Here is a 19,862-nt window from a genome sequence, read left to right as displayed (position 1 = left end):
TCCGTCGACACCGCGCCGATGCCGGCCGCCATGCCATCCACCGCCGCCGAGGCGGCCAGCGCCAGTTCCGACTGCTGGTCGGCGGTCTGCACCACGTCGGTGAAGGACGACACCAGCGTGCCGGAGGACACCATCAGGTCGCGGGCCAGTTCGCCCATGCGACGCGCCGCGGCAACCTTCTGCTGCAGGAGGCCTTCGAGGCGGCGCACCGAATCGGCGGCAGAGGCCGACGCGCTGGCGTCGTCGAGCAGACCGCGGATGGCATCCAGTTGCTGCTGCACCTGGCGCAACGGACGGCGCGCCAGCGCGAACACCAAGGCGCCGACGGCCAGCAACAGGATCAGGCCGATCCCGGAGGCGAGGATTTCTGTGGTCATGGAATACCTTCGTTGGGGCGACGGCGGGAGCCGACGTGGCGGCCCGTTGGGGGCGGCAATGGGGACGGCCGGGCCTGGGCTGTGGGGGCGAATTCATTCGCCCCCACAGGAGTAGCCACCACAGGAGCAGGTCACAAGGCCCCCTCCCTCCCAAAAGGCCTCCACAGGGCTCTCCAACAGGATCCGCCCGCGGGATCGACCTTCTGTCGGCTCAGAGCACGTGGCTCGCGGCTTCGTCGTTCATCAGCCGGACGAACAGCTGGCGGAAGGCCAGGTCCTGCTCGCTGCCGACGCGGCAGTCGCCGTTCTGGCGAAAGGCGCCCTCAATGGCGCGCCAGTCCTCGTCGCAGAGGAGACGGCGGGCGGCCGGCAGGATCAGCTTTTCCTCGCTGCTGATGTGCTGCCACTGGGCGTCGGCGAAGCGCTCGATCGCCACGGCCAGCTCGCCCTGTCGCGCGGTGTCCTGGCGCGCCTCCGCCAGCAGTGCGTCGATGGCCGCCAGTTGGGCGCCGCCGTCCCGGTGCTCCTGCTCCAGCGTCGCGATCAGCGCATCCAGCTCGCCGTCACGGCGGGTCAGCCGGCGGAACAGGTGGCGCTCTTCCTTGGGGTGATGCAGCACCTCGGGAAAGGCGCGGATGTAATGCAGCAGCCCTGCGACGAAATCCAGGTCCGGCGCCTCGGCGACGTCCCCTTTCAGGCGCACGGCCTGGCGGCGCAGACCATTGACGACAGCGGCGATGGCGCGGTGCTCGTCCTTGATGATGTCGATGGCCGCGCGGGCCGCGTCGTTGGCGACGTTGCTCTCGACGCTGGCCACCAGCACCGGCAGGCTGCTGTGGGCCAGCACCTTCTGGGTCTGGGAGCCGAGCACCAGGCCGCGCAAACCGCGATGACCGTGGGAGGCCATGAAGATCAGATCGCAGCCGCGCTCCGCGGCGACGGACAGGATCAGTTCGTAAGGCCGCGCGCCGGTACGGGCCAGCGCCTCGCAGTCCAGCCCGACGGCCCGCGCCGCCACCAGCGCCTTGGCCAGGATCGCGTTGGCCTCGCCGGCCGCCGCCGCGGCGAAGTCCTCCGGCGCCAGGGTGCGCAGCAGCGCGCCGTCACCCGAGCCGCCCACGTCCTCGCGGGCGGTGAAGAAAGTGATCCGCGCTTCCAGCTTGCGGGCGAATTCGACGGCCTGGCTCACTAGGCCGATGGACAGTTCCGAACCGTCCAGGGGTACGAGTAGATGCGTGTACATGACTGTTCTCCTAGACGACCACGGCCTTTTTCTGGCGCAGCAGGAAGTGCCCCAGCGCCGGCAGCAGGATCAGCGCGCCGAGCATGTTCCAGATGAACATGAAGGCCAGCAGGATGCCCATGTCGGCCTGGAACTTGATCGGCGACCAGGCCCAGGTGGCCACGGCGATGCCCAGCGTGATGCCGGTCAGCACCACCACCTTGCCGGTGAAGGTGAGCGCCTTGTAATAGGCTTCCGACAGGCTCATGCCCCCCTTCAGGCGGGCCAGCGTGACGGTCATGATGTACAGCGCGTAATCCACGCCGATGCCGACACCGAGGGCAATCACCGGCAAGGTGGCGACCTTGACGCCGATGTTGAGCGCCACCATCAACGCCTCGCACAGCACCGAGGTGAGCATCAGCGGCAGCACTGCGCAGATCACCGCCCGCCAGGAGCGGAAGGTGATGAAGGCCAGCACCACCACCGCCAGATAGACCAGGCCGAGCATCTCCACGTTGGCCTTCTTGACGACGATGTTGGTGGCCGCCTCGATGCCGGCGTTGCCGGCCGCGTTGAGGATGCGCAGATCGTTGGTGGCATGCCGCCCGGCGAAGTCCTCGACCACCTTGACGACGCTGGCGAGGGTGTCGGCCTTGTGGTCCTTGAGATAGGCGTACACCGTCAGCAGGTCGCAGTTCTGGTTGAACATCTCGCGCGGGGCGCGGGTGATGATGGCGTTGAGGTTGTCCTGGGAACGGGGGATTTCGAACCACTTCAGGCTGCCTTCGTTCATGCCGGCATTGGCGACCTTGGCCAGGCCAGCCAGCGAGCTGGTGGCTTCGACACCGGGCAACTGCTGCAGCTCGCGCTCCAGCGCATCGACGGCGGTCAGCGTGTCGTAGTGGGCGCAGGCGTACTGGGGCGTCTTCACCATCACGATGTACACGTCGCTGCTGGCCGCGTAGTTGGCGACCATGTAGGCGTTGTCCCGGTTGTAGCGGGAGTCCGCACGCAGCTCCGGCGCGCCGGGGTCGGTGTCGCCGATCTTCAGCTGGAAGCTCACCACCAGGCCGGCAAGGCCCATCGCGGTGCCCACCAGCACGGCGATGGTGGCCCACTTGCGCTGGGTGAACAGGTCGAGGAAGGCCCAGAACGGGTGCTTGCTGTGGCTGCCGTCGGCGGCCTCGGCCAGTTCGGCCTGCAGGCTGCGCTTGGCCGCCTCCGGGCTGACCCCGGTGTAGGACAGCAGGATCGGCAGCAGCACCAGGTTGGTGAAGATCAGCACCGCCACGCCGATGCTGGCGGTGATGGCCAGATCCTGGATGACCTGGATGTCGATCACCATCAGCACCGCGAAGCCGACCGCATCGGCCAGCAGCGCGGTCATGCCGGCCAGGAACAGGCGGCGGAAGGTATAGCGGGCGGCCACCAGCTTGTGGGTGCCGCGGCCAACGTCCTGCATGATGCCGTTCATCTTCTGGGCGCCATGGCTCATGCCGATGGCGAAGACCAGGAAGGGCACCAGCACCGAATACGGGTCCAACTCGTAGCCGAGGGTCGGCAGCAGGCCGAGCAGCCACACCACCGCGATCATCGAGCACAGCACCACCAGCAGCGTGCTGCGCAGGCAGCGGGTGTACCAGTACAGCACGGCGGTGCAGATGGCGATGGCGGCGGCGAAGAACAGCAGCACCTGTTGCAGGCCCTCGATCAGGTCGCCGACCACCTTGGCGAAGCCGGTCACGTGGATGGCGATCTTGTCCGACTCGTACTTGGCGCGCAGCGCCTCGATGCGCTGGGACAGCTCGTGGTAGTCGATGCGCGCGCCGGTCTCGGCGACCTTGTCCTGCAGCGGCACCAGCACGATGCTCGACTTGTAGTTGGCCGACACCAGCTGGCCGACCTCGCCGGAGCGCTCGACGTTGAGACGCACCTGGGCCAGGCTTTCGGCAGAGCCATCGTAGTCGTCGGGCACCACCGGACCGCCGTCGAGGCCGTCCTCGGTGACGCCGGTCCACCGCACCGACGGCGCCCACAGGGACTTCATGTAGGGGCGATCGACGCCAGGCAGCAGGAAGAGCTCGTCGGAGATCTTCTTCACCGTGTCGAGGTAGTCGGCGTCGAAGATGGTGCCGTCATTCGCCTCCACCGCAATGCGCAGGCTGTTGCCCATGCCGGCCAGCTGGCTGCGGTTCTCCAGGAAGTTGACGATGTAAGGGTGCTTCGTCGGGATCATCTTCTCGAAAGCGGCGTTCAGCGACAGCCCCAGGGCCTTGTAGCCGAGGAAGGCGCTGATCAGCGCGCAAAGGACGACGATGACCAGCCGATTGTTGAACAGCAGGCGTTCGGGCAGGGAGCCGGAGCGGGGATCGAAGGCCGTGAGGTCGCGGATCACCACGCCATCCGGAATATCGTGGGCGTGACTCATTTCTTTGCTTCCGCAGTGAGGGTGGCGGGCTCCACACGGTTGAGGCCGCGGGTGCCGGAAACAACCAGGGCGCCGTCGGCGGCCTGGACCATGCCGGTGAGGCCGGTGGGCAGGGATGCAGCCAGCGGCGTGAAGCGGCTGGCCGCCGCATCGCCACGCAGCAGGCGGCCGCTCTCGTCGGCCAGCAGCACGGTGCCGTCGGCCAGTTTCAGGCCGGCGGTCAGCGTGACGGGCTGGGCCAGTTCGACCTGCGCCCAGCTGGCGCCGTCACCGCGCCATACGTTACCGCGCAGGCCGTAGGCCAGCAGGCCCTGGCCGCCGAGGCCCAGCGCGCCGAAGAAGGTGCCGGCGTAAGGCGTCTGCAGGCGCACGAAACTGGCGCCGCCGTCGGTGGAGCGGAACAGCACGCCCTGCTCGCCGGCGATCAACAGGCCGCCAGAGTCCTGGCCGACCGCGTAGAGGTGCTTGCCGCCCGGGTTGGGGATGCGCGTCATCAGGGACTGCCAGCTCTTGCCGCCATCGGCGGTAGCCAGCGCCAGGCCGTAGGCGCCGACGATCCAGCCGTGCTGGGCATCGGCGAAGAACACGCCGAGGAAAGGCTTGTCCGGCCCATCCTGCAGCAAGCCTTCGGCTTCACGCAGATGACGGGCCGCTGCGTCGCCGCCGGTGGCGAGCTGCGCGCGGGCATTGTCGGCGACGATCTGCGCCGCCTGGCGACCGTCGAGCTGGCGTTGCCAGGTCTCGCCGCCGTCCGCGCTATTGAGCACCACGCCGCTGTGGCCGACCGCCCAGCCGAGCTTGTCGGATACGAAATGCACCGCCGTCAGCGCCACGCTGACCGGCACCGCCTTGGCCTGCCGCCAGCTGCGGCCATCGTCGTCGGACAGCAGCACCAGGCCACGTTCGCCGACCGACACCAGGCGCTTGCCAGCGCGGCCGACGGAGAGTTGCAAGGAATGAGCGGCGCGGGCATTGAGCTGGGCCGGTTGCACCAGCAGGTCCGGCACCGCGCGGCTGTCTGCCGCATCAGCAGCCGGCGTCAGCAGCGCGAGCAAGGAGAAGGTCGCGGCGAGGCGCAACGACCGACGACCGGAGAGAGAGGATCGCATCTTGAACACCTGTTCCGCAGCACCGCCGCGCGGCACCGGTGTTCGCGACACCGGCCACGGCAGGCCGCCGGGAAACCAAGGGAAGAACCGGGGTCGGCCGGACCCGGCGCGGGTTGCGCGCCGGGCCGGCCTTCCTGGGGAGGGAAAACTCAGCGGGCCGCTTCGGCCGCTACCGCATCGCCGGTGAAGTAGGTTTCCTTCTTGCGCGGCACGATCTTGAAGTCTTCATCGTTGAGCGCCTGGATCACGCTCATCGTGTTGGCTTGCAGGTTGAAGACGGTGGCGGTCTTCATCATCGTGCCCGGCAGCGCCGGCACTACGAAGGGCGTGACCTGAGTGGTGCGCCACAGCTTGCCCTCGGCGTCAAAGCCGTCGGCCAGGGCGATCAGCCAGGTGTCCTCGTCCAGGTAGTAGCGACGCTTGGGCACCGCATGGCGCTTGCCCGCCGCCACGGTGGCCTCGACGACCCACACGCGGTGCTTTTCCCAGCGCACGTGGTCCGGGTTGAGGTGGTGCTTGCCGATCGCGTCGTCCAGCTTGGCGCCGATGAAGCCGTTGTTGTTGTAGGGGATCAGCAGTTCCTTCTTGCCGATCAGCTTCCACTGGAAGCGGTCGAGGGCGCCGAAGAAGCCCTGCACCTCGTCGAAGTAATTGGCGCCGGAGGCCACGAAGTCCGGCGTGTCGTAGGACACCGTCGGCGCACGGCGCACGCGGCGCTGGCCGACAAGGTACTGCCAGGCCTGGCGGGACTGTTTCATGTCGATGCTGTCGCGGATGACCAGCGACTCACCGGCCTTGAACGGCGGCTCCAGGGTGTTGAAGCGGAACATCGCGTACTCGCCGGACCAGCTCTCGGGCGTGGCGTCCTTGTAGTACTGCGGGTACTGGAAGGCGATCTCGTTGCGGGTCGCCAGAGTCTTGCTGCCGTCCGCGTTGCCGACGATGTTCTTGAAGCGGTACTCGATGGACTCGGCTTCGAGGCGCATCAGGTAGTTCCACATCACCTCGACGCCTTCCTTCGGAATCGGGAAGGGCGTGCCGCCAATGCAGCCTTCGAGGGAGTAGCCACCGTCCTTGGTCTTGCAGCGGGTGGCGTTCTTGAAGACGTTGTCGTACACCTCCTGCGGCGCCGCGGCGGTCCGGTGGGACGGATAGACGTCGACGCGGAAACTGTCCGGGTACTTGGCGAGCAGCGCCTTGGTGCCGTCGGACAGCAGGTCGGCGTACTGGGCGGCGTTCTTGGCGGTGACCTGGAAGACCGGCTTTTCGTCGGTGAAGATCTGGGTCGGGATCACGCCCACCTTCTTGCCCGGCAGCGGCTTGGTGATGCCGCCGTTCCACGCCGGGATGCTGCCGTCCTTGTTGGCGGCCTTCTCGCCGCCCAGGGGCGTCAGCGTGCTCTTCAGCTTGGCGGCTTCTTCAGCCGTCACCGCGGCGTGGACGGCCTGGCCGCCGGCCAGCAGGGCCACCAGCGCGGTGGCGAGAATCTGGGTCTGGTTCATGGTTGTCTCCTCGTTGCTTGATGCGGATCAGAAGCTGCGCTGGATCGACAGGGACACGAAGTCGCGGTCGCCATGGAAGTTCTGGTAGGACAGCTCGGGCACCGCGGTGCCGTAGCGCACCACCGAGCCGGCCGATCCGATGTAGTGGGTGTAGTTGAGGCTGCCCTGCCAGGTCTTCTGGTAGTCGGCCTTCACGCCGATGCTGACGTTGCCGCCGTGCTCGGACGGGAACAGCGCGCCATTCACCGACGAGCGGCCGCTGATGCCGTAGCTCATGCCGATCGGCACCTGCAGGTCGACGCCGGGCACGACCTGGAAGTACTCGGGCTGGAAGATGAACTGCAGCGCGCTGGCATCCTTGGTGGCCAGCGGGTCGAGCTGGCCCGCGTTGTCGCTGATCGACAGGCGGCGGTTGTAGGCCAGCTCGCCGATGAAGGACGCGCCTTCCCACAGGGCGCTGGCGCCGAACACGCTGATCGCCGAGACGTTGAGGTGCATCGTCTTGCCAACCGGATAGGCCGCGCGGCTCTTGCCGTTGGCGTCCGCATTGGTGATCACGGCGTTGCCGGAGGCCACCAGCGGCATGTTGTCGCGGAAGGACAGCTCGGCGGCCACGTTGGTCTCGCCGACCAGCGTGCTGACGCTGGCGCCGACGGTGCGGATGTTCTCGCCGAAGACCATCACATAGTCGCCGACACTGCCGGGCCGCACATTGACACCGGGGCGTGCGTAGAACTGGGGCATCTTGTCGTGGAACTGGGCGGCGTAGAAACCGTATTCGGCGTCACCCGACTTGAACTTGATCTGGAAGCCGCCCTGCCCGGAGTTGCGCGGCTCGATGTCCTGGCTGCGGTAGACCACCGCGCCAGGACCGAGGATCAGGGATTCGCCGCCGACGTCCACAAAGTCTGCGAAGCTGAAGTAGCTGCCCGCCGCCGGCAGGCGCGTCTTGCGCCATTCGAGCTGGTAGTAGGCACCGATCGAGACGGTGGGGCTGAGCTGGACCTGGGTGGACAGCTGGCCGACCGGACGGGCGATTTCCTTGAACTGGGAGTTGGGGACCGACAAGGCCTTGATCAGGTCGAGAGGCGTCTGCGCGCCGGCGATGCCGTTGTTGCCGAAGAACAGGCTCTCGCCGTAGAGCTGCGTGAAGCGTCCGCCCTTCACATTGACGTTCATGTCGCCGGGAGCGAAGTTGATGTAGCCGAAGGCGTCCATCAGCTCGGCCTTGCGGCCGTGCAGTTGCTCGGTACCGCGAGTGAATTCGTCGTAGCGGACGGAGCGGGAGTTGACCAGCGCGCCACCGAGCGCACCGGGGTTGTCGTTGCCGCGGTTGTAGACGTCGTCGTACCAGGCGGCGCCGCTGAGGCGGAAGCCGAAGTCTTTCTTGTAACGCAGCTCCAGCTCGGACAGCAGGTCGAGGCGGTTGGAAATCAGCCCCTTGCCGAAATTGAGGTCGCCGTCGTTGGTGTTGGCCTGCGGACCGATGGAATTGTCGGCTACCGAGCCGTTGGCACCGCGCACGCGGAAGGCGGCGCTGTACTTGACGGTGTTGTCCCAGCTCAGGGCCACATCCGGGTTGCCGGTGTCGAAGGCCACTGCACCTGCCCCACCGCTGCCCAGCAAGGTAAGCGCCAGCGCCGTGGCGAGATGCAGCCTGGCTTGGCGCAGGCGAAACGGGGCCGTGTCGGCGGTCCGGAAAGGACGCTTGTTCATGTCTTCCTCCTCATGCGTGATGTGTCTTGCGTCTGATTGCCCGTCTGGTGGCGAAGGGCGCGGGCCTGAATCGCAGCGGGTTGGTGCGCAAGTTATCGAGCGGGAGGATTACCGTCCAATACCATTATTTCCCCTTCTCAATACCCTGCAGGTATCATCGGCAGGGCATGCCGGCCGGCACATGACAAAGGAGAATCGAAACGTGGATCTACGTCACCTGCGCTACTTCGTCGCCGTCGCCGAGGAGGAGAACATCGGGCGCGCCGCGGCGCGGCTGCACATCTCGCAACCGCCACTGACGCGTCAGATCCAGCAGCTGGAGGAGGAACTGGGCGTCACGCTGTTCACCCGCACGCCGCGCGGCATGGAGCTGACCCAGGCCGGGGAACTGTTCCTGGAAGAGGCGCGCAACATCCGCGCGCTGGTGGAGCAAGCCACCGAGCGTGCGCAGCGGGCCGGCCAGGGCAAGCTCGGGCGGCTGGATGTGGGGATTTTCGGATCGGCGATCCTGGACGCGATTCCGAAGCTGCTGCTGGCCTTCCGCAACCGCTATCCGGACGTGAAGGTGGTGCTGCACACGATGACCAAGGCCGAGCAGATCGAGGCCCTGCGCCAGCGTCGCATCTCGGTGGGCTTCAACCGCATGCTGGCCCCGCTGGCCGACCTGGAGATCAGGCAGGTCACCACCGAAACCCTGCTGCTGGCCGTACCGGCCAGGCATCCGCTGGCGGCCCAGCCGGTGATCCGCTTCGCCGAGTTGCAGGACCATCCGATGGTGCTGTTCCCGACCGGCGCGCGGCCGAGCTTCATCGACAAGGTGATCGGCCTGTGCGCCGACAGCGGCTTCCAGCCACAGATCTCGCAGGAGGTAGGGGACGCGGTCACCGGCGTCGCGCTGGTGGCCGGCGGCTTCGGCGTGTGTCTGGTGCCCGACTCGGCGACCACGCTGCAGTTTCCTGGCGTGATCTACCGTCAGCTGGCCGACACGCCGCCGAACTTCTGCGTGGACCTCAGCTGCATCTACCGCAAGGACGACCAATCGCCGATCCTCGCGGCCTTCCTCAATACCGTAGACGGCTACCGGGAAGACACGGCCTGAAACGGCTTACTGAATGATGAAGGACGTGAACAGCGCGTGCTTGACCGGGCCTTCCGCCGGTTTGCGGCGCCCCTGCTTGTCGGTCCTGGCCGGCGTGCCGACGGTGGCGTTGGCAGCGTCCTTGATCTCCTCGACCAGTGCTTCGCGGGCCTCGGTCGATTGCAGCGACGAGCCCGAGTGGGAGCACAGCACCATCAGGATCTGGTGCCGGATGATCGGCATGTAGGCGGTGATGACCGAAGCCGCCGCCGGATCGCTCAGACGAAAGGTGATCGCGAGCTGGATGAAACGGCTTTCCCCACCGGGCTCCGGTGCCAGATTGGTAGTGATCACTTCCAGCGCAACGAACTCGCTTGCTCCGCCGCCCCCGCCGCCGTGCTCATTGGCGAAGACCGGAACAACCGCGCCCAGCATGCACGCACAGAAAAGGACGGCTCGGAGGATTGCACGGGCGCTAAGCATGGGCGGAAGCCTCATCGGAGGATACATAGCAAAAACGCCCCTTGCGGGGCGTTTTCTGAATTTGGCGGAGAGGGCGGGATTCGAACCCGCGTCAGGGTATTACCCTGAACACGCTTTCCAGGCGTGCGACTTAAACCGCTCATCCACCTCTCCTGAGTGGAGGCGGCACTATATATTAAAAATCCGAAAAGTCAAAGCCTATTTTGAATTTTGATTCGTCAGCCCTCACCATCGGGCAGCCGCACGTAGTCCACGAGGGCCTGCACCTCGGCCGACGGCGGCGGCGTGAGCAGGCTGACGACGGCTGTAACGATGAAGCCGACCGGCACACCGAAGACGCCGCAGGAGATCGGATTGATATCGAACCAGGCTGCCTCCATGCTGCCACCGAAGAAGGTGTGGGTGCGCGCGATGTAGAACAGCGTCACGCCCAGGCCGGCCACCATGCCGGCCACCGCCCCCCACTTGTTGGCACGCTTCCAGAAGATGCCGAGCACCAGCGCCGGAAAGAACGCCGACGCGGCAATCGAGAAAGCCAGGCCGACCATGAACAGGATGCTGTCGGGCCGCATCGAGGCAACCCAAGCGGCCACCACCGCCACCACCAGGAGCTGGGACTTGGTGATCACCAGCCGACGCTGGGTGGACGCATGGGGATTGACCATCTGGTAATACAGGTCGTGGGACAGGGCGTGGGAGATCGTCAGCAGCAGGCCATCCGCCGTGGACAACGCCGCGGCGAGCCCGCCGGCGGCCACCAGGCCGGACACCACATAGGGCAGGCCGGCGATCTCGGGTACCAGCAGCAGGATCGCGTCGCTGTTGATGGAAAGCTCGGCCAGCTGGAGGATGCCGTCGCCGTTGATGTCCTCCACCCGCACCAGGCCGGTACGCGCCCACGATGCCACCCAATGGGGCAGCGTCGCGATACTGGAGCCGACCAGATTGCTGTAGACCTCCCACTTCGCAAGAACCGCGTAGGCCGGCGCCGTGAGGTACAGCAAGGAGATGAAGAACAGCGACCAGAACACCGAGCGACGCGCTTCGCGCACCGTTGGCGTGGTGTAGTAACGGGTCAGAATGTGCGGCAGCGCCGCCGTGCCGACCATCAGCACGAAGGTCAGCGCGAGGAAATTGTTGCGCGCGCTGGTCTTGCTTTGCGCGTCGGCACCGGGGAAAGCCTCCGCATGGGCGGCCGGATTGACCGACCGCGCCAGACTGTCCTGGCGGACCTTCTCCCACTTCAGGCGCGCCTCTTCGGGCGAGCGTGGCAGGTCGCGCAGGGCCCGCTCAGCGCCGGAGATCTCCCGTGCCGAAGCCCCCGTGGTGCGCAGCTCATTGACGCGCTGGACCTGGGCAATGCGCTCCGCCGCCAGCGACTCCGGCAGGTCAACGATCTTGCGTGCGTATTCGTCTGCCCGTGCCCGAAACTGGGCATGCACGGCATTTTCTCGCGGCTCGGAGAACAGTTCGAGTTCCTTGACGCCCAATTCCTGCAGCACCCGGCCATACACGGCCTGGGGCACCGGAATCCCGGTGATCTTGTAGGACAGGATAGTCACCGGCACCAGATAGGCGACGATCAGGATCACGTACTGGGCGACCTGAGTCCATGTCACCGCCCGCATGCCACCGAGGAAAGAACACACCAGCACACCAGCCAGGCCGACGAACACACCGATCTCGAACTCGATGCCAATGAAGCGGCTGGTGATCAGGCCGACGCCGTAGATCTGGGCCACCACGTAGACGAAGCTGGCCAGCACGCCGGCAAACACCCCGACGACCCGCGCGAAATGCCCTTCGTAGCGGGCGCCGAGAAAATCCGGAATGGTGAACTGACCAAACTTGCGCAGGTAGGGCGCCAGCAGGATGGCCACCAGCACATAGCCACCGGTCCACCCGATCACGAAGGCCAGGCCTTCGAAACCGGCGTAATACAGCGTGCCCGCCAGGCCGATGAACGAGGCCGCACTCATCCAGTCCGCGGCGGTGGCCATGCCGTTGAACATCGCCGGCACGCGCCGGCCCGCCACGTAGTACTCGGACACGTCGGAGGTCCGGCTCATCACGCCGATCGACGCATAGATGGCGATCGTCGCGAACAGGAAGATCTGCCCGATCCAGTGAGGAGTCAGTCCGAAGCGCTCGGCCACCGCCAGCAGGCAGACAAAGACTATGAAACCAAGGGAATAAAGCAGGTAATAGCGTCGAAGACGGCAGGAGAAGGCAGCAAGGGAACTCATCCGGCGGGGGTCTCAGTTATCTTCGCGTACGCCAAAGCGGCGATCGAGCCGATCCATCCGGTTCGCATAGACCCAGACAATCGCCAGAAACACCAGCAAGGCGCCCTGGGCCGCCATGTAGAAACCGAGTGGCCAGCCCAGGAAGTCGACGCTATTCAATTCGGCGGCAAACCAACCGGGCAGGAAGCTCACCGCAGCCCACAGCACCAGCAGGACGAAGGTGAGGCGCAGCGTGGCCCGCCAGTAGGCCCGTTCTCTCGTGTCGGTATTGCTCATGGATTACTCCCTGTCCTGCCGCGGCGTCTGGCCAGCACGCCTTGTGAAGGCCCGAGTATAGCGCCCGGCGGCACGCCCTAAAGCTGGTAGCGCAGCGCGAGCAGGTGCTGCAGCCGGCGCCCCTGACGGAAGGCCTCCTTCAGGCGGGCGCGTTCCATCTCGTTGAGTTCGGCAGGCGCCACCTGGTTGGGCGGACGGGTCGCCGCCCGCTGCCTGCGCAGGCGCAACAACTGGATGAAATCGAAGGCCTCCACCAGCGCCCCGACATCCCGGGGCGCCCAGCCGAGGGTCGCACCGGTCGTCCGCAGGCGCCCGACGGTGGAGGTGTCGGCAATCCCGAGGGCCAGCGCGAAGATACGTGCCGCATCGACGAAGGGCCGGCTGCCGTCCCGCTTCAGGTCGAGCAGCCCGCTGCGGCGATCGACCACGAAATCGCGGATCCGGCCGAGGGGCAATCCACCGCTTAACGCGTTGGCAGCCATGAAGCGTAGGAACAGCCCGTTATCGGCGGCGCTCTCCAGCAGCCAGCGCATCAGGCCGGACGCCAGTGCGGCGTCGCCGGCCAGCGCCCGCAGGTCGAAGAAAATCGTCCCGTTGAGCAGGCTCTCCGGGCCGGCCGCGCACATCCACTCGGCGAAACACCCGCGCCATTCATCCACGGACAGGCACCATCGAGGGTTGCCGGCCATGACACCGCCCCGGCACAAGGGGTAGCCACAGGCATCAAGGAGCGCATTGACCCGCTGCGCGAAGGGCAGGAAACGGGCGCGCAGTCCATCGGTATCCTCACCCCGTTCCGGCATGAAAACCAGGCCATTGTCCTGATCGGTGGACAGGGTTTGCTCGAGTCGCCCCTCCGAGCCGAAACCCAGCCAACACCAGCTCACCAGCGGCAACTCAAACTCCGCCTCGGCCAGTTCGATGGCCTTCTGCACGATCAGATCATTGAGGAGGGAGATCCACTCCCCGAGTTGCTGGGCGCCCTCCCCCGCATCGACGCGCTCCGCAGCCTCTGCACGCAGGCCGTGTGCGGCGTCAGCGAGCGCCTCGGGACCATCCACGGCCTGGATCGTCTCGATCAGGTCCTCGGTGGCCAGGCGCCCGCGCGCATACAGATCGCCGCGGCACAGCACGCCGGCGAAGCGCCCCCGCTCATCCACCACCACCAGATGCCGCAGGCCGTGGCGGGCCAGGGTCAGACGCGCCTGATGCACGCTGGCGTCCACCGGTAGCGCCACCACACCGCCCGTCATGACACCAGCCACCGCCTCGTCCAGGTTGCCCGCCAACAGGGCGACGCGCCGGAGGGCATCGCGCTGGGTGAGGATGCCCAGCGGCAGACGCCCGACAGGATCGATCACCACCACGGTGCCGACCCGCTCTGCGCACATGCGGCCGAGTGCCTCGCGGACGCTGGTATCAGGCGAAACGGCCACCGGCCCCCGGCGCAACAAGGTGGCCAGACCGGCGGCACCACCTCCCGCAGCAGCCCCAGGCATATGCGCCGGCCTCAGTATTTGACCCGCGCGTAATAGGTCTTCTCGGATGCGCGGCGGGCATCGCCCAGCGTCCGGACCCCCATGTCCGCCAGCAGCGGAATCATGCGCAGGAAAACCTCACCGGTGACGATCGCGTCACCCAACGCAGTGTGCCGCCCCATCACGCTGACCCCCATGCGCTCACTGATCGCCTCCAGGCGGTGGGATTCCTGGGACGGATGGAGCACAGCCGAAAGCAGCAGCGTATCGAGCACCGGTTGCGTGAAGCGGACCCCGGTACTGGCCTCTTTCAGCTGCAGGAACCGCATGTCGAAGGCCGCGTTGTGCGCCACCAGCACGGTGTCCTCGGCAAACGCATGAAAGGCCGGCAGTACCTTGCCCATCGCCGGCTGGCCGACGAGCATGTCCGGCGTGATGCCGTGAATCTTGGTCGACTCCTCTGGCAGCTCACGTTGCGGGTCTACCAGTTGATCGAAGGACTCCGACTTGCGCAGCTTGCCATTGACGATGCGGGTCGCACCGATCTGGATGATCTCGTCCCCTTCCGACGGATTGAGCCCGGTGGTCTCCGTATCGAAGACCGTGAAGGTCAGCTCCGACAGCAGGCAGTCGTCCAGCTCATGGCTCGCCGGAGTCTGCTTGAACAGGTCGAAGTCGTAGTACTCCGGCCGGCTGTCGCCCTTCAGGTAGGCCGCCGCCTCGATCTGCTCCTGCGGTACCGCCGACGGCAGCAGCAGGCGGAAGAAGGCGCGGTGCTGGACCTTTTCCCGCTGCAGCCAGATCTCGCCGTCGTGGCGCTCGATGACGTCGCGCACCGTCAGCGGCGAACTCTCGCCAGCAAAAGTCATCGGCTCCAGCTCCCAGGCCATTACCGTCTCGGTACTCATCGCCTGGCCGGACCAGATCAGGTCCAGGTGGACCAGGCGCCCCGCGGCGCTGAGGCGGAAACGCACCTCGCGCACCTCGAACTCCTCGGACAGGCGGCTGGCCAGGTAGCCGATGGCCTGCAGCAGCGAGAAGCTGTCCACCTTCACCCACACCTGCGGGTCCACGTCCTCCAGCTTGGTGGGCAGGCCGAGCTTCTTCTCGATGCGCCGCTGGGCGGCCGCCACCAGGTCTGCCCCGAGCATCTCGTCGAGGGGCCAGCGGGTCTTGAGGGCGTCGGCGAAAGCATTGGCCGTGTCGTCAAGGCGCGCGCTCATGCCCTGCACCTCGTCACGGATCACCTTCAGGAAACGGTCCTTCAGTTCGGCGTCGAGATCCGGGTACTCCAGCATCTCCGCTGCGGCCCGCAGATTGGCCAGGGACGAGCGGCTGCCCTCGGTGAGGGTGTGGAGCATCTGGTCGCGGCGGGTTTCCACTTCGAAGTTGCGCGTGATGTTGTCGAGCATCAGCACGAAACCGGACACGGCCGGCTCCCCCTCCGCTTCTCCGCTGCCCAGCACCGGCGCCATCTGCACGCGCAGCAGCTGGCCGGCGCGGGTGGTGGTGACGAAATTGGCCACCGGCTGCGCGCTGCGCCGGCGGATGCGCTCCTGGATGCTCTCCAGCGCATGGGCGATGAGGCTGCGCTCGAAGACCATGTAGATCGAACGACCCAGCCCGATGATCTCTCCGCCCCCCGCCGCCGTCGGCGTATCCGACATGGCCTTGAATTGCAGGCGCGCGCGGTTGTTGTAGAGCAGGATACGGCCATCCAGATTGCAGACGACCACGCTCTGGTTGAGCTCGGACATCAGCGCCGCCAGCCGGTTGCGCTCCTCCTCCACCGAGCGGCGCGCCTCGCCGATGCGCACCTCCACGTCCTCCTGCAGGCTGCGCCGCTGGTCCGCCAGTTGGTTGACCGATTCGGCGATGCGCTGCAGTTCCGGCGACCCCGCCGGCTTGATACGACGGGCCGGATCGGTACCGACGATCAGCCCGACTTCATCGGCAAGCTGGGCCGGTGCAGCGAAAGCCTCCTCCGCAAAAGACCTCATCAGCACCGCGGCAGCCCCCGCGCCGACCAGGCCGATCATGATCAACAGACCGATGCGGGGATTGAGGACGGGCTCCAGTACCTCACGTTCACCGGGGGCAAGATCGCGCCACAGGGCAATGCCGGCCAGGGCGAGAACGCCGACGACCAACGCGCAGGCGACCAGGATCGCCAACCCCTGCCTGGCTTTGACACTCACCAGGAAACCGCCCCCACGCTGCGCTTTATCCCCATCGACGGGGCTCACGCAGGGATCTCCAGCAGGGCCTTGACCTTGGCCACCAGCTCCCGCGTGGAGAAGGGCTTGGTCATGTAGGCGTCGGCACCCATCGCCAGCCCCTTGGTCACCTCGGTCTCACGTCCCTTGGCGGTGAGCATCAGGATGCGCGTGCCCTGCAGCGCCGGTTCGGCACGAATCTCCTGGCACACCTCGTAACCGTTCTTGCGCGGCATCATCACGTCGAGCAACACCAGATCGGGCGCCTCCCGGCGCGCCATGTCGAGGGCCTCCTGCCCGTCGCTGGCGATGCAGACCGCGAAACCCTCGCGTTTCATCAGGAACTCCAAGGAAATGACGATATTCTGCTCGTCATCGGCAATCAGTATTTTTTTGGTCATCTATCCCCCTCCCTCTTCGTCATCCCGGATGGAAGCGCAAAGACGCAGCCTCCGCCGGGCGCGAGAATTTATAGTTTATCTTGCCTCATCTTTCGTTTCTGTTGATTTGCCGCAAGGCAACAGAAACGAGAAACATGCGCCTTCTCCGACCGCACTCTCCACCCACAGACGACCACCGTAGTGCTCGACGATCTGCCGGCTGATCGGCAGGCCGAGGCCGGTGCCCTGGGGTTTGTCGGTCATCGCGTCCCCACCCTGCCGGAATTTCTCGAAGACGATGGCTTGCTCGTAGACGTTCAGCCCAGGCCCATTGTCGCGCACATCGACACGCAAGCCCTCATCGGTTTCGAACAGGGCGACCGCCACCTGCCCCTTGCCCCTCACCACAAACTTGACCGCGTTGGAGAGCAGATTGAGCACGACCTGCACCAGGCGGTCCCGGTCTGCCAGCAGGAGCGGCACCTGGGCAGGTAGCTGCACGTCGAGCTCGACCTTCTTATCCTTGAACAGCTGGCTGGTAGCCGCCACCGCCTGCTCGACCACGTCGATGAGATTGACCTCGCCGTTCTGCCATTCGGCATGACCGGACTCCAGCTTGGCCATATCGAGGACCTGGTTCACCAGGCGGGTCAGGCGTTCCGTCTCGCTGACGATGATGCCCAGAAAACGGGTCCGGTCGGCCACGTCGATGGCCGGATCCTCCAGCAGCATCTCGGAAAAGGCGCGGATCGAGGTCAATGGCGTACGCAGCTCATGGGTCACCGACGACATGAAATCATCCTTCAGACGATCCACTTCCTTGAGACGCTCATTGGCGGCACGCAGTTCGCGAGTGGCGGCTTCGAGCTCTTGCGACTTCTGCTCCAGGCGACGGGAGTAGGCCAGTACCTGGGAGGCTTCGTCGAGAATGTTCATCACCTCGTCGAGCCCAAGGGGCTCTTCCTGCACCACCGATGCCACCATGACCCGTGCCGAAGCACTGCCGATGGCCCCCGCCAGCGTGGTCTCAGCGAAATGCACCAGACCGGCGTCCGCCGGCAGCGCGTCCACGCCCGCCACGCCACGGCTCTCCGCGTAGTCTGCAAAAACCTTGTACGCACGCTCCCGCCCAATGAAACGCCCGATCAGCGGCAACAGGTCTCCTACCCGTGCGCTGCCGCGCCAAAAAGCATCGCCATCGGGTCTGGACTGCTTGAAGATATCGACGAACAACATGGCCTGTCCCGCCTCCACCGCATTCGGACGCCGTAACAAGGAAACCCCGACGTAGGCACCCATGTTGACGAAGAGGCTCCAGAACAAGCTGTGGGCAATCGGATCGATTCCCTGCAAGCCGAACAGTTCCTGCGGCCGCAGGGCTTCGAGGCCAAACAGCCCGCCACGCAGGAAATCGGCCGGCAACCAGCCCGACTTGGCAAAGGAGGGCAGCAGCAGCGTATACAGCCATACCGCGAAACCGCCAAAGAGCCCCGCCAACGCGCCCCCACCGGTTGCCCCCCGCCAGTACATGCCGCCGAGCATGGCCGGCGCGAACTGCGCTACCGCAGCAAAGCTGATCAACCCGATGCTGACCAGCGCATGCGCCTCCCCTGCAAAGCGGAAATACAAGTAGCCGAGCAGCAGGATCAACACGATCGCCCAGCGCCGGATCCCCAGCAGGACGCCGGACAGATCCGCATCCCCCTGCATGGGCAGCCAGCGGTAGCGCAGCAGGAAAGGCATCACCAGGTCGTTGCAGACCATCGTCGACAGGGCGATGGTCTCCACGATCACCATGCCGGTCGCTGCCGACAGGCCACCGATGAACACCAACAGGGCCAGCCAGCCGTGGCCGAAGGCCATCGGCAACGTCAACACGAAGGTGTCGGCATCCACATCCTGTCCCGCGAAATGCATCAACCCGCCCAGTGCAATCGGCAGCACGAAGAGATTGATCAGCAGCAGGTACAACGGAAACTGCCAGATCGCCCGGCGCAGGTGGTTCTCGTTGACGTTCTCCACCACGCCGACCTGGAACTGCCGCGGCAGGAACATCAGCGCCAGCATGGACAACAGGGTCATGGCGAACCAGCTGCCATAGCTGTTGCCGCCAGCCCCCATGGTCATCAGGCGTTGCAGTTCGGGACGTTCGGCCGCGCGGGAGAACAAATCCCCGAAGCCATCGAAGACTCCGAAGGTGACGTAGGCGCCGACGGCAAGGAAGATCAACAGCTTGACGAGGGACTCGAAGGCCACCGCGGCGACCATGCCCTCGTGACGCTCGGTGGCATCCAGATGACGGGTGCCGAAGAGGATCGTGAACGCGGCCATGATCAGCGCGATGTACAGCGTCGTATCCGTCAGCCAGGACTGCGTGGCCGCTTTCGCCGGCATCACGATCGCCGGGTACTGGATGAGGATCGCGAAACTGGTGGAGACCGCCTTCAGCTGCAGCGCGATGTAGGGAATCACGCCCAGCACCGCAATGATCGTCACCAGGCCGCCGAGCAGATGGCTCTTGCCGTAGCGGGAAGCAATGAAGTCCGCGATGGATGTGATCCGCAGGGTCTTGCCGATCCGCACCATCTTCAACATCGCAAACCACCACAGGCCGACGACCAGTGTCGGCCCGAGAAAGATCGGCACGAACCCGAGCCCCGACGATGCCGCCCGCCCGACGCTCCCATAGTAGGTCCAGGTCGTGCAATACACCGCCAGGGACAGGGCGTAGATGGAGGGCTTGGCGATGATCGAACGCCCGGCATCCGCCCGCTTGTCGCCCACATAGGCCACGGCGAACAACAGCAGCAGATACAGGAAGGACACGACGACGATCGTGGTGCCGGTCATGTCGCGCGCCCCGCGGAAAACGAGCTTGGCGTGCTCATCGAAGCACGGCCGGCTAGCGCTCGATGACCCAGGCCATCAGCGCGATAAGCGCGGCCCAGACCCCGAACACATAAAGATAGAGGATGGGAATGCCCGCCAGACTGGCCTGCACATCGAAAATGGCCAGCACCGGGTAATTCACGATCACCCAGCCGAACAGGAACAGGGCCACCAGGCGCTGCCCGGTCAACGTCGCCTTGATCATCTCCCCTCCCCCGATGCCACTGTTTTGGTTGTGCTCGTTTTATAAACCGAAAAGGCAGGCTTGGCGAGCCTTTCCGGGGCTTTCGCCGAGCCCGCCGGGCCCTTCGTCAAGCCGCGTCACCCGCCGGTGCCGGCAAAAGCGATGGATCGGCACAGGGGGCAGCCATCATTGGCTGCACCCCTGCCACACCACCCGGCATGCGGGTCCGCACCGGGCGGTTCGAGAGCTTGAGGTCAGGACAGCCTCGGCACTCC

At 65.9% G+C, this 19,862-nt stretch carries 15 protein-coding genes and 1 tRNA gene; 1 reads left to right on the top strand and 15 read right to left on the bottom strand.

Translation table 11 applies throughout. The annotated features are described in order from the left end of the window. The 6 genes from B4920_RS25015 to B4920_RS24990 all read right to left on the bottom strand — a co-directional run. Nucleotides 1-377, bottom strand: a 377-nt coding sequence (locus tag B4920_RS25015; protein WP_216820020.1) for a hypothetical protein, incomplete at its 3' end; no start/stop codon positions are given. Nucleotides 378-588: 211 nt separating this feature from the next. Beyond that, complete coding sequence (locus tag B4920_RS25010; RefSeq protein ID WP_079437471.1) at nucleotides 589-1,620, bottom strand: universal stress protein; 1,032 nt, start codon at nucleotides 1,618-1,620, stop codon at nucleotides 589-591. Nucleotides 1,621-1,630: 10 nt separating this feature from the next. Further along, nucleotides 1,631-4,030 carry an RND family transporter gene (locus tag B4920_RS25005; protein WP_079437470.1) on the bottom strand — a complete coding sequence of 800 codons (2,400 nt, stop codon included), beginning with the start codon at nucleotides 4,028-4,030 and terminating at the stop codon, nucleotides 1,631-1,633. After that, nucleotides 4,027-5,139, bottom strand: a complete 1,113-nt coding sequence (locus B4920_RS25000; protein WP_079437473.1) for a YCF48-related protein — start codon at nucleotides 5,137-5,139, stop codon at nucleotides 4,027-4,029. Before B4920_RS25000 ends, B4920_RS25005 begins: the two co-directional genes overlap by 4 nt. Before the next feature lie 149 nt (nucleotides 5,140-5,288). Beyond that, nucleotides 5,289-6,641 (bottom strand): DUF1329 domain-containing protein, encoded by a 1,353-nt coding sequence (locus tag B4920_RS24995; protein ID WP_079437469.1) that lies wholly within the window; start codon nucleotides 6,639-6,641, stop codon nucleotides 5,289-5,291. Nucleotides 6,642-6,668: 27 nt separating this feature from the next. Next, nucleotides 6,669-8,357 carry a DUF1302 domain-containing protein gene (locus tag B4920_RS24990; RefSeq protein ID WP_079437468.1) on the bottom strand — a complete coding sequence of 563 codons (1,689 nt, stop codon included), beginning with the start codon at nucleotides 8,355-8,357 and terminating at the stop codon, nucleotides 6,669-6,671. A gap of 202 nt (nucleotides 8,358-8,559) precedes the next feature. Here B4920_RS24990 and B4920_RS24985 point away from each other — a divergent pair, with 202 nt between their 5' ends. Further along, nucleotides 8,560-9,456, top strand: coding sequence for a LysR substrate-binding domain-containing protein (locus B4920_RS24985; protein ID WP_079437467.1), 897 nt, complete (start codon nucleotides 8,560-8,562; stop codon nucleotides 9,454-9,456). Between the two features lie 6 nt (nucleotides 9,457-9,462). Here B4920_RS24985 and fliL read toward each other — a convergent pair whose 3' ends face one another. The 9 genes from fliL to B4920_RS24940 form a co-directional block, all read right to left on the bottom strand. Next, the gene (gene fliL / locus B4920_RS24980) at nucleotides 9,463-9,870 is read right to left on the bottom strand and encodes a flagellar basal body-associated protein FliL (protein WP_161493385.1); all 408 of its coding nucleotides are present in this window, start codon (nucleotides 9,868-9,870) and stop codon (nucleotides 9,463-9,465) included. Nucleotides 9,871-9,980: 110 nt separating this feature from the next. Continuing rightward, nucleotides 9,981-10,071, bottom strand: a tRNA-Ser gene (locus tag B4920_RS24975). Nucleotides 10,072-10,136: 65 nt separating this feature from the next. Next, nucleotides 10,137-12,164: a sodium:solute symporter family protein gene (locus tag B4920_RS24970; RefSeq protein ID WP_079437465.1), complete on the bottom strand. Its 2,028-nt coding sequence runs from the start codon at nucleotides 12,162-12,164 to the stop codon at nucleotides 10,137-10,139. Between the two features lie 12 nt (nucleotides 12,165-12,176). Continuing rightward, nucleotides 12,177-12,440: a DUF4212 domain-containing protein gene (locus B4920_RS24965; RefSeq protein ID WP_079437464.1), complete on the bottom strand. Its 264-nt coding sequence runs from the start codon at nucleotides 12,438-12,440 to the stop codon at nucleotides 12,177-12,179. A 77-nt stretch (nucleotides 12,441-12,517) separates the two neighbouring features. After that, nucleotides 12,518-13,939 carry a DUF294 nucleotidyltransferase-like domain-containing protein gene (locus tag B4920_RS24960; protein ID WP_079437463.1) on the bottom strand — a complete coding sequence of 474 codons (1,422 nt, stop codon included), beginning with the start codon at nucleotides 13,937-13,939 and terminating at the stop codon, nucleotides 12,518-12,520. Between the two features lie 11 nt (nucleotides 13,940-13,950). Continuing rightward, a complete protein-coding gene (locus tag B4920_RS24955; RefSeq protein ID WP_088179542.1) occupies nucleotides 13,951-15,957 on the bottom strand; it encodes an exonuclease domain-containing protein in 2,007 nt (668 codons plus the stop codon). A 203-nt stretch (nucleotides 15,958-16,160) separates the two neighbouring features. Beyond that, nucleotides 16,161-16,535 carry a response regulator transcription factor gene (locus B4920_RS24950; protein WP_079437462.1) on the bottom strand — a complete coding sequence of 125 codons (375 nt, stop codon included), beginning with the start codon at nucleotides 16,533-16,535 and terminating at the stop codon, nucleotides 16,161-16,163. 75 nt (nucleotides 16,536-16,610) lie between these two features. Then, on the bottom strand, nucleotides 16,611-19,364 hold the full coding sequence (locus B4920_RS24945) for a sensor histidine kinase (RefSeq protein ID WP_079437461.1): 2,754 nt from the start codon (nucleotides 19,362-19,364) through the stop codon (nucleotides 16,611-16,613). Nucleotides 19,365-19,416: 52 nt separating this feature from the next. Further along, the gene (locus B4920_RS24940; protein ID WP_079437460.1) at nucleotides 19,417-19,608 is read right to left on the bottom strand and encodes a hypothetical protein; all 192 of its coding nucleotides are present in this window, start codon (nucleotides 19,606-19,608) and stop codon (nucleotides 19,417-19,419) included. Between the last annotated feature and the right edge of the window lie 254 nt (nucleotides 19,609-19,862).

It is taken from the genome of Zoogloea sp. LCSB751, assembly GCF_002028455.1.
Classification (GTDB): Bacteria; Pseudomonadota; Gammaproteobacteria; order Burkholderiales; family Rhodocyclaceae; genus Zoogloea.
This window is presented reverse-complemented; position numbering and strand designations above follow the sequence as displayed.